General features: G+C 54.5%; 9 protein-coding genes and 4 tRNA genes. All 13 read right to left on the reverse strand.

Translation table 11 applies throughout. The annotated features are described in order from the left end of the window. Positions 1-42: 42 nt before the first annotated feature. The gene (gene rpoB, locus ACYASU_RS13175) at positions 43-4,116 is read right to left on the reverse strand and encodes a DNA-directed RNA polymerase subunit beta (RefSeq protein WP_192174975.1); all 4,074 of its coding nucleotides are present in this window, start codon (positions 4,114-4,116) and stop codon (positions 43-45) included. Between the two features lie 221 nt (positions 4,117-4,337). Next, positions 4,338-4,703, reverse strand: coding sequence for a 50S ribosomal protein L7/L12 (gene rplL / locus ACYASU_RS13180; protein WP_019409897.1), 366 nt, complete (start codon positions 4,701-4,703; stop codon positions 4,338-4,340). A 78-nt stretch (positions 4,704-4,781) separates the two neighbouring features. Continuing rightward, on the reverse strand, positions 4,782-5,282 hold the full coding sequence (rplJ, locus tag ACYASU_RS13185; RefSeq protein WP_192174974.1) for a 50S ribosomal protein L10: 501 nt from the start codon (positions 5,280-5,282) through the stop codon (positions 4,782-4,784). Positions 5,283-5,479: 197 nt separating this feature from the next. Then, positions 5,480-6,175, reverse strand: coding sequence for a 50S ribosomal protein L1 (gene rplA / locus ACYASU_RS13190; RefSeq protein ID WP_122536823.1), 696 nt, complete (start codon positions 6,173-6,175; stop codon positions 5,480-5,482). Next, positions 6,175-6,606, reverse strand: coding sequence for a 50S ribosomal protein L11 (rplK, locus tag ACYASU_RS13195; protein WP_037017696.1), 432 nt, complete (start codon positions 6,604-6,606; stop codon positions 6,175-6,177). Before rplK ends, rplA begins: the two co-directional genes overlap by 1 nt. A gap of 119 nt (positions 6,607-6,725) precedes the next feature. Beyond that, positions 6,726-7,259, reverse strand: a complete 534-nt coding sequence (gene nusG / locus ACYASU_RS13200; RefSeq protein WP_003317113.1) for a transcription termination/antitermination protein NusG — start codon at positions 7,257-7,259, stop codon at positions 6,726-6,728. 9 nt (positions 7,260-7,268) lie between these two features. Further along, positions 7,269-7,637 carry a preprotein translocase subunit SecE gene (gene secE / locus ACYASU_RS13205; protein ID WP_037017694.1) on the reverse strand — a complete coding sequence of 123 codons (369 nt, stop codon included), beginning with the start codon at positions 7,635-7,637 and terminating at the stop codon, positions 7,269-7,271. Between the two features lie 44 nt (positions 7,638-7,681). After that, positions 7,682-7,757, reverse strand: a tRNA-Trp gene (locus ACYASU_RS13210). A gap of 175 nt (positions 7,758-7,932) precedes the next feature. After that, positions 7,933-8,008, reverse strand: a tRNA-Thr gene (locus tag ACYASU_RS13215). A 26-nt stretch (positions 8,009-8,034) separates the two neighbouring features. Beyond that, positions 8,035-8,108, reverse strand: a tRNA-Gly gene (locus ACYASU_RS13220). Between the two features lie 27 nt (positions 8,109-8,135). Beyond that, a tRNA-Tyr gene (locus ACYASU_RS13225) sits at positions 8,136-8,220 on the reverse strand. A gap of 142 nt (positions 8,221-8,362) precedes the next feature. Then, positions 8,363-8,800 (reverse strand): hypothetical protein, encoded by a 438-nt coding sequence (locus tag ACYASU_RS13230; protein WP_463583045.1) that lies wholly within the window; start codon positions 8,798-8,800, stop codon positions 8,363-8,365. Between the two features lie 62 nt (positions 8,801-8,862). Next, complete coding sequence (birA, locus tag ACYASU_RS13235; RefSeq protein WP_463583046.1) at positions 8,863-9,819, reverse strand: bifunctional biotin--[acetyl-CoA-carboxylase] ligase/biotin operon repressor BirA; 957 nt, start codon at positions 9,817-9,819, stop codon at positions 8,863-8,865. Between the last annotated feature and the right edge of the window lie 242 nt (positions 9,820-10,061).

Genomic DNA, 10,061 nt, shown 5'->3' on the forward strand with positions numbered 1-10,061 from the left:
AGAGGGCAGTCATACCGACCCGCCCTCGATTCGCGTCACGTGTTATTCGGTTTCCAGATCGATATCGATACCGAGCGAACGGATTTCTTTGATCAACACGTTGAAGGACTCGGGCATGCCCGGCTCCATACGGTGATCGCCGTCCACGATGTTCTTGTACATCTTGGTACGGCCGTTCACGTCGTCCGACTTCACTGTGAGCATTTCTTGCAGAGTGTACGCCGCGCCATATGCTTCCAGCGCCCAGACTTCCATCTCCCCGAAACGCTGACCACCGAACTGAGCCTTACCACCCAGCGGCTGCTGGGTGACCAGGCTGTACGAACCAGTGGAACGCGCGTGCATCTTGTCGTCCACCAAGTGGTTCAGCTTCAGCATGTACATGTAGCCAACGGTGACCGGACGCTCAAACTTGTTACCGGTACGGCCGTCGAACAGCTGCATCTGGCCACTGTCCGGCATGTCCGCCAGGCGGAGCATTGCCTTGATTTCGGATTCCTTGGCGCCGTCGAATACCGGGGTAGCCATAGGAACGCCGCCACGCAGGTTCTTCGCCAGATCCAGAATTTCCTGATCAGACAGGTCATCAAGACTTTCCTGACGGCCGCCAATCTCGTTGTAGATCTCGTTCAGGAACTTGCGCAGCTCAACGACTTTACGCTGCTCTTCGAGCATGCGGTTGATCTTCTCGCCCAATCCTTTAGCCGCGAGGCCCAGGTGAGTTTCAAGGATCTGACCGACGTTCATACGCGAAGGTACACCCAACGGGTTGAGGACGATATCCACCGGCGTGCCATTGGCATCGTGCGGCATGTCTTCAACCGGCATGATCACGGAGACCACACCTTTGTTACCGTGACGACCGGCCATCTTGTCGCCCGGCTGGATGCGACGGCGAATGGCAAGGTAAACCTTGACGATCTTCAGCACGCCTGGAGCAAGGTCATCGCCCTGCTGCAACTTGCGCTTCTTGTCTTCGAACTTGTCGTCAAGCAGACGGCGACGGTCAACGATGTACGCCTGGGCCTTCTCGAGCTGCTCGTTTAGCGCATCTTCGACCATGCGCAGCTTGAACCACTGACCGTGCTCCAGACCGTCCAGAACTTCGTTGGTGATTTCCTGCCCTTTCTTCAGGCCGGCACCGCCTTCAGCGACACGACCGACCAGCGCGGAGCGCAGACGCTCGAAAGTTGCGCCTTCAACGATGCGGAACTCTTCGTTCAAGTCCTTGCGGATCTCGTCAAGCTGGCTCTTCTCGATGGACAGCGCACGAGCATCACGCTCAACGCCATCACGCGTGAAGACCTGGACATCAATGACGGTGCCTTTGGTACCGGTAGGTACACGCAGGGAGGTGTCTTTAACGTCGCTGGCTTTTTCACCGAAGATTGCGCGCAGCAGCTTCTCTTCCGGCGTCAGCTGGGTCTCGCCTTTCGGAGTGACCTTACCTACCAGAATGTCACCAGCGCCGACTTCCGCACCCACATAAACGATACCGGCTTCGTCCAGCTTGTTAAGTGCTGCTTCACCCACGTTAGGGATGTCAGCAGTGATCTCTTCAGGCCCAAGCTTGGTATCACGCGCCACACAGGTCAGTTCCTGAATGTGGATCGTGGTGAAGCGGTCTTCTTGGACAACACGCTCGGACAGGCAAATGGAGTCTTCGAAGTTGAAGCCGTTCCACGCCATGAACGCGATGCGCATGTTCTGACCCAGTGCCAGCTCACCCATATCGGTGGACGGGCCGTCAGCCATGATGTCGCTACGCTGAACGCGATCACCCTTGCTCACCAGCGGGCGCTGGTTGATGCAGGTGTTTTGGTTCGAACGTGTGTATTTGGTCAGGTTGTAGATGTCGACACCGGCTTCGCCTGTCTCAACTTCGTCATCTGCAACACGAACCACGATACGGCTAGCGTCAACCGAGTCAATCACGCCGCCACGACGGGCCACCACGCAAACGCCGGAGTCACGCGCAACGTTACGCTCCATGCCAGTACCAACCAGCGGCTTGTCAGCGCGCAGTGTTGGAACAGCCTGACGCTGCATGTTCGAACCCATCAACGCACGGTTGGCGTCGTCGTGCTCAAGGAACGGGATCAGCGACGCTGCAACGGAAACAACCTGCTTCGGCGAAACATCCATCAGGGTGACGTCTTCCGGCGCCTTGACGGTGAACTCGTTCAAGTGACGAACAGCAACCAACTCGTCGATCAGGATCTTCTTGTCGTTCATTGCCGCAGAAGCCTGGGCAATGACGTGATCCGCTTCCTCAATAGCTGAGAGGAAAACGATTTCGTCAGTTACCAGAGCGTCCTTAACCACACGGTACGGGCTCTCGAGGAAGCCGTACTGGTTGGTGCGCGCGTATGCCGCCAAGGAGTTGATCAGACCAATGTTCGGACCTTCCGGCGTTTCAATCGGGCATACACGACCGTAGTGAGTCGGGTGTACGTCACGAACTTCAAAGCCGGCACGCTCACGCGTCAGACCACCAGGGCCGAGTGCAGAGACACGACGCTTGTGAGTAATCTCGGACAGCGGGTTGTTCTGGTCCATAAACTGGGAAAGCTGGCTGGAACCGAAGAACTCTTTCACCGCCGCCGCAACAGGCTTGGCGTTGATCAGGTCCTGAGGCATCAGGCCTTCGCTTTCTGCCATCGACAGACGCTCTTTAACCGCGCGCTCAACACGCACCAGACCTACACGGAACTGGTTCTCGGCCATCTCGCCTACGCAACGAACGCGACGGTTACCAAGGTGGTCGATGTCATCGACGATGCCTTTACCGTTACGGATGTCGACCAGGGTCTTCAGCACGGCGACGATGTCGTCTTTGTGCAGGACGCCCGAACCTTCGATCTCGGTACGACCAATACGACGGTTGAACTTCATCCGACCTACAGCCGACAGATCGTAGCGCTCTGGGCTGAAGAACAGGTTGTTGAACAAGGTCTCGGCGGCATCCTTGGTAGGTGGCTCGCCAGGACGCATCATCCGATAGATTTCGACCAGGGCTTCAAGCTGGTTGCCGGTCGAGTCGATCTTCAGGGTGTCGGAGATGAAAGGACCGCAGTCGATGTCGTTCGTGTACAGCGTCTCGATGCGAACAACTTGAGCCTTGGCAATTTTTGCCAGGATCTCGGTATTCAGCTCGGTATTGCACTCGGCAATGATCTCACCCGTCGCTGGGTGCACGATCGCCTTGGCGCTGGTGCGGCCAATAACGTAGTCGAGCGGAACCTCAAGTGTCTTGATGTTCGCTTTTTCGAGCTGGTTGATGTGACGGGCCGTAATACGACGGCCTTGCTCAACAATCACCTTGCCCTTGTCGTCCAGAATATCCAGAACGGCAATTTCGCCACGCAGGCGCTGAGGCACCAACTCCAGATTCAGGTTCTCGCCCTGAACGTGGAATACGTTGGTGGTGTAGAAAGCATCCAACACTTCTTCAGTGGTGTAACCCAATGCACGGAGCAGAACCGATGCAGGGAGTTTGCGGCGACGGTCGATACGAACGAAGACACAGTCTTTCGGATCGAATTCGAAGTCCAGCCACGAACCACGGTAAGGAATGATGCGAGCCGAATACAACAGCTTGCCCGAACTGTGCGTCTTGCCGCGGTCATGGTCAAAGAACACGCCCGGGGAACGGTGCAGCTGGGAAACGATCACACGCTCGGTACCGTTGATAACGAAGGTACCGTTTTCAGTCATCAGGGGGATTTCACCCATATAGACTTCTTGCTCTTTGATGTCCTTGATCGCTTTGTTCGACGATTCTTTGTCGAAAATGATCAGACGTACTTTTACCCGCAAAGGTACGGCGTATGTCACACCGCGGAGCACGCATTCCTTGACATCAAAAGCCGGTTCGCCCAGACGATAACCCACATACTCCAGAGCAGCATTGCCGGAGTAGCTGATGATCGGGAAAACAGATTTGAAGGCCGCATGCAGGCCCACGTCGCGGAACTGATCTTTAGTCGCTCCCGCTTGCAAGAATTCACGATACGAATCCAGCTGGATGGCCAGGAGGTAAGGCACATCCATGACGTCCGGCAACTTGCTAAAGTCCTTGCGGATACGTTTTTTCTCAGTATATGAGTAAGCCATCAGCGTTCCCCAGCTTGGTCACCTGCTTGTTTGGCTCCTCCCGACGGGAGCAGCCAGAAAAATCTTGCGAACCCCATGGTTCGCGCCACCGTTCGAGGTGGGTAGATCACGTAATCAGCGCTAACCGAATCAGCTGCCAACAACGGAAAAAGGCCGGTGGCAGAAGCCACCAGCCATCAGCCTTTCGCTTAACGCTTGGGCTGGAAACGCAAAGTCGATGCTTACTTCAGCTCGACTTTAGCGCCTGCTTCTTCCAGAGTAGCCTTGGCTTTGTCAGCAGCGTCTTTAGCTACTGCTTCCAGAACCATTGCTGGCGCGCCGTCAACGACTGCCTTGGCTTCTTTCAGGCCCAGACCGGTCAGTTCACGAACTGCCTTAATAACGTTAACTTTCTTCTCGCCAGCTTCCAGCAGCATGACGTTGAATTCAGTTTGCTCTTCAACAACGGCGGCAGCAGCAGCTGGGCCAGCGGAAGCAGCAGCAGCGCTAACACCGAATTTTTCTTCGAATGCTTTGATCAGCTCTACAACCTGCAGAACGGACATTTCAGCTACGGCGTTGAGGATATCGTCTTGAGAGATAGACATGACTCTAATTCCTGAATTGGGGGACGGCCTACGCGACCATCGAAATAAATAAAAATACGCGAGAAGAAGTGCCGGCCCTTAGGCTGCAGCGGCTTCTTTCTGTTCGCGAATAGCCGCCAGAGTACGAGCGAGCTTGCTGGTAGCGCCTTGAATCACGCTCATCAGCTGCGAAATCGCTTCGTTGCGGGTCGGCAGTGTTGCCAGTACGTCGATCTGATTAGCTGCGAGGTACTTGCCCTCAAACGCAGCTGCCTTGATCTCGAACTTATCCTGACCTTTAGCGAACTCTTTGAACAAACGGGCAGCAGCACCTGGATGTTCGTTGGAGAAGGCGATCAAGGTCGGGCCGGTGAACACATCGTTGAGGACACTGTATTCAGTGTCAGCAACGGCGCGCTTGAGCAGGGTGTTACGTACGACACGTACATAAACGCCAGCTTCACGAGCCTCTTTACGGAGTCCGGTCATCGCGCCTACCGTCACACCGCGGGCATCAGCCACAACAGCAGACAGAGCGACTTTGGCAGCCTCGTTGACTTCAGCGACGATGGCCTTCTTGTCTTCGAGTTTAATTGCCACGGGTTTAACTCCTGCTTGTTACCGTTTCATCTGACCTGAGCCGGATGTCGTTTTGGTGTCTGATTCGGTAAGGAACCGGGAGCACCATCTGCGTAGGCTTGTGGTTTAAGGCTTTCGCCGCCTACGGTCTTGGATAGCCCCCGCCAGGCAGGGACCCCAATTTTCGCAATGACGCGGTTACCCGCGCCATGCCAGTCTTACGCGTCCAACGAACCTTGGTCGATGACCAAGCCTGGGCCCATAGTGGTGCTCAGTGTTACGCGCTTAACGTAGATACCTTTCGAGGAAGCTGGCTTGATACGCTTCAGATCAGCGATCAGAGCTTCAACGTTCTCACGCAGCTTGTCTGCATCAAAGCCGACCTTGCCAACGGAGGTATGGATAATGCCGTTTTTGTCGGTGCGATAACGAACCTGACCAGCCTTGGCGTTTTTCACGGCAGTGGCTACGTCTGGAGTAACGGTACCGACTTTAGGGTTAGGCATCAGGCCGCGCGGGCCGAGGATCTGACCCAGCTGACCAACAACACGCATTGCGTCCGGGGAAGCAATCACGACGTCATAGTTCAGGTCGCCGCCTTTCATTTCAGCAGCCAGATCGTCCATACCAACACGATCAGCGCCGGCAGCCAGAGCAGCTTCAGCAGCTGGACCCTGAGTAAATACTGCGACACGAACGGTCTTGCCAGTGCCGTGAGGCAGCACGGTGGCGCTACGTACGACCTGATCGGATTTACGAGGATCAACACCGAGGTTCACAGCGACGTCCACAGACTCGCTGAACTTCACTGTCGACAACTCAGCCAGCAGAGCAGCGGCTTCGTTGAAGTTATAAGATTTGCCAGCTTCGACTTTGGAAGCGATAGCTTTTTGGCGCTTAGTCAGCTTAGCCATTACACACCCTCCACGTTAAGGCCCATGCTACGAGCAGAACCGGCGATGGTGCGCACGGCGGCGTCCATATCAGCAGCGGTCAAGTCGGCATTTTTTGCCTTGGCGATTTCTTCCAGCTGAGCACGGGTTACAGTGCCAACTTTTACGGTGTTCGGACGAGCCGAGCCGCTGGTCAAGCCAGCTGCTTTTTTCAGCAGTACCGAAGCCGGGGTGCTTTTGGTTTCAAAGGTGAAGCTGCGGTCACTGTAAACAGTGATGATCACAGGAGTCGGCAAACCTGGCTCAATACCCTGAGTACGGGCGTTGAACGCTTTGCAGAATTCCATGATGTTCACGCCGTGCTGACCCAGTGCAGGACCAACAGGCGGGCTCGGGTTAGCCTGAGCGGCTTTCACTTGAAGCTTGATGTAAGCGGTAATCTTCTTGGCCATGAGGCACTCCAATTACGGGTTCTAGCGCCTCGAAAGGCTCCCCGGTTACTTGCGCGTTTATCCCGGTGACGAAAAAACCCCACAGCCCAGGGCTGCGGGGTATGGGATTCTGAGCTCAGTTACGCCTTTTCGACCTGACTGAACTCCAGCTCCACCGGAGTGGAGCGTCCGAAAATGAGCACCGCCACTTGGATTCGGCTCTTTTCGTAATTGACTTCTTCGACAGTACCGTTGAAATCAGCAAACGGACCATCTGTAACACGGACGACTTCGCCCGGCTCGAACAGGGTTTTTGGCTTCGGCTTGTCGCTACCATCAGCAACGCGACGCAGAATTGCCTCAGCTTCTTTATCGGTAATAGGAGCCGGCTTGTCTGCCGTGCCACCGATGAAACCCATGACACGAGGAGTATCCTTGACCAAGTGCCAAGTGCCCTCGTTCATGTCCATCTGAACAAGCACATAGCCAGGGAAGAATTTGCGTTCACTTTTGCGTTTCTGGCCGTTACGCATTTCCACTACTTCTTCAGTAGGGACCAGAATCTCGCCGAAGCCATCTTCCATGCCTGCAAGCTTTACACGCTCAACCAGTGAGCGCATGACATGCTTCTCGTAACCCGAGTAGGCATGCACTACGTACCAACGCTTAGCCACGGGACACCCTTAGCCAACAATCAAAGAAACAAGCCAGCCGAGCAGGGAATCTAAACCCCACAACAGCAGCGCCATGACGAGAACCACTGCAACCACGATCAAAGTGGTCTGGGTAGTCTCTTGACGCGTAGGCCACACGACTTTACGAATCTCAGCGCGAGCTTCTTTGGCCAAAACAAAGAAAGCCTTACCCTTCCCCGTCTGCAGAGCCACATAGGCTGCCACGGCGGCGATCACAAGCAGGGCAAGAACGCGATACAGGATTGGCTGCGCGGAATAGTATTGATTTCCAACGACACCCACGACTACCAGAAGCACTACTACAAGCCACTTCACGAGATCAAAACGGGAGTCTTGGGCTTCAGCCTTTGGATTCATCTACTAAAATCCTGTGAAAAGAAAGCCAGATACTTTGGAGAATCTGGCAGGTCAGGAGGGAATCGAACCCCCAACCTACGGTTTTGGAGACCGTCGCTCTGCCAATTGAGCTACTGACCTAAAAGCAAAATCAGGCCGAACATTATGCGGACCTGACAGGAAGATTTCAACAGCAACTCGACAACTGCGATTATGCACGTTGAATCACTGCGGCGCCACCTTACCAAGACCTTGAAAACCTTGGTATTCGTAGCGCCTAAAACAAAGGCAGATACTCACATATCTGCCTTAGTAATGGAGCTCTTGAGCGGATTTGAACCGCTGACCTCACCCTTACCAAGGGTGTGCTCTACCAACTGAGCTACAAGAGCAAAACACATTGCACAACCAGAAAACTTGGAGCGGGTAGCGGGAATCGAACCCGCATCATCAGCTTGGAAGGCTGAGGTTCTACCACTAAACTATACCCGCTGAGCTTTGCTGCTTACGCTCAAAATATGGTGGAGGGGGAAGGATTCGAACCTTCGAAGTCGTAGACGTCAGATTTACAGTCTGATCCCTTTGGCCGCTCGGGAACCCCTCCTAAGCGAGGCAGCATTCTATATCATGCTACCCTTCTGTCAATCTTTTTCTCAATAAAAACTTGAGGTTACAAGAATTGACCATCGCTACATCAGTACCTATCAATTGATCTGCACTGCGAAGCGGGCGCCATTCTATTCAAACTAATCTACGGTTGCAATGCCTTCACATGACATTATTTCATTTTTTAGCATGGGAAAATCCCTGCGGAGCTCGGCAATCAAAACCTCGCTGACCAAGCGCCGGCTAGCAGGCGCAATTTTCAGCCAGTACACGCCCCCTTCCTGATCCAGGCGCTTTTCAAGGTGAGTATCGATATCTAAGGCAACAAGACGCTGCTCGAGAAGTGCCGCTTCAGCCTGCTTGGCAGTTCCCCCCAGGTAGAGGCAGTTCTCTTGCCCTGTAGAGGTACGCGCAGTACCACCACCGACTTCCGACTCGCCCAGCAAACGAATATTTTGGCCATACGCTCGATGAGTCAGCAGCGGCTCGACCTCTTTAGGACGCAGCGGCGCATCCTGCTGATGCCAGAAGAAATACAGACCGTTCAACATGAGTAACAACAAAAACGTCCATGGCATACCCACCTCATTAACGATACGCACCTGAATACAGGCCGATCTTACTAACTCTGATTTCTACCCTAACCATCCTGGAGCCTGAGAGTCACCTCCCCCCCGCTGAAATGCTCTTCACGCCCATCTACCTCCAGGCGTAACGCCCCATCATCACCAATGCCCTTCACAACGCCCTGGGTGGTGTTCGTACCCGCGGTGAGAGCGACCGCGAGGCCTTGCCATAGATGCTTGTCCTCCCACGCTTTTCTATACGCTGCAAATCCTCTTTCCTGATGGCCAGCAAGATAGCCACTGAGATTTCGACTTAGCGCGCAGGCGACCTTGTTTCTGTCCTGAATATCTCCCAGCTCAAGGGCCACCGACGTCCAAGCCTGATCGACGTCAACGGAATCACGCATATTGATATTGATCCCAATACCGATAACTACATGGCAAACATTAGCGAGATCGCCAGTTACCTCGAGCAGCACTCCAGCGAGTTTTTTGCGGCCAACCAGTATGTCGTTAGGCCATTTCAGGCCCGCTCTATGGATACCGAGTTCTCGCAGCGTATCTACAACTGCAAGCCCTACGACAAGGCTAAGACCGTCGAGCCGACGGGTACCGCCATCCATACGCAAAGCAAGGCTGTAATAGAGGTTTTCAGCAAAAGGACTTACCCATTGACGCCCACGCCTGCCGCGGCCTGCTGTCTGCTGCTCTGCAAGAACCAAAGCCGGAAGGGCTGCGCCTGAACTTGCCATTCTCATGGCTTCGGCATTCGTGGAGTCGATAGTTTCGTGAATGCGACATGTCCAACCCAATCTTTCGTGCTCATCGATCAGCACCTCACTGTCCAACAACGAAAGCGGGGAAGCCAAACGGTAACCTCGGCCGCGCACCTTGTAAATTTCGATGCCCAGCTCAGCCTGGGCCTGCTGCAGCTTCTTCCAGACAGCACTTCGGCTGACGCCCAGCGCGAGCCCCAGATCCTCGCCGGAGTGAAACGCCCCATCTCCAAGTAGCTTTAGCAACGTATGCATGGATTTCAGCGCCTGGTTGTAAGACGCGCATGATAGCCATCTAGCCGACCTACGCAAGCGTGCCGTTCAGGGCACAAGCCGAAGTCAAGCATTGCTGATGGGTGGGTTTTACTGTGGAGAGTTGTTAACAGCTTTTCCGCGCGCAAAAACAAAACCCCATCTGCTTTCGCAAATGGGGTTTCGGAATTTAATCTTGACGATGACCTACTCTCACATGGGGAAACCCCACACTACCATCGGCG

This window comes from Pseudomonas sp. HP_12 (assembly GCF_055283955.1).